The organism is Bacillus sp. SIMBA_008 (assembly GCF_046535495.1).
Lineage (GTDB): Bacteria > Bacillota > Bacilli > Bacillales > Bacillaceae > Bacillus > Bacillus subtilis.
In genome coordinates this window covers 1-373 of record NZ_JAWRWL010000095.1, presented here as the reverse complement: position 1 = coordinate 373, position 373 = coordinate 1, and the positions used below count along the sequence as shown (strand labels likewise).

At 33.8% G+C, this 373-nt stretch carries 1 protein-coding gene; it reads left to right on the top strand.

Annotated features, from left to right (window positions below; translation table 11 throughout):
• Nucleotides 1-373, top strand: a 373-nt coding sequence (locus SB658_RS22305; RefSeq protein WP_410602385.1) for a DNA/RNA helicase domain-containing protein, incomplete at both ends; no start/stop codon positions are given.

Genomic DNA, 373 nt, shown 5'->3' with positions numbered 1-373 from the left:
CAAGTAGAAATTAAAAATGAAATCTTATCTTTTTGTAAAGAGCATATCAAACAGTCCGGTCACCATGTGATTTCGATAGAGGGTGATGCAGGAACTGGGAAGAGTGTTTTACTAAGTTCTCTCTTTAATACGATTCAGGATTTATCAAATGATATGGAATCTGTCTTAAACAAAAAGAGCAATTATTTACTTGTGAATCATGCGGAAATGCTTAAAACATATCAAAACATCGCAATGAGTCTGCCAAATCTGAAGAAGAAACAAATTATGAGGCCAACCTCGTTTATTAATCAGATGACAAAGTCAGGTGATATAGCTGACATCGTGTTAATTGATGAAGCCCACCTTTTATTAACAAAAGATGATAAGTACA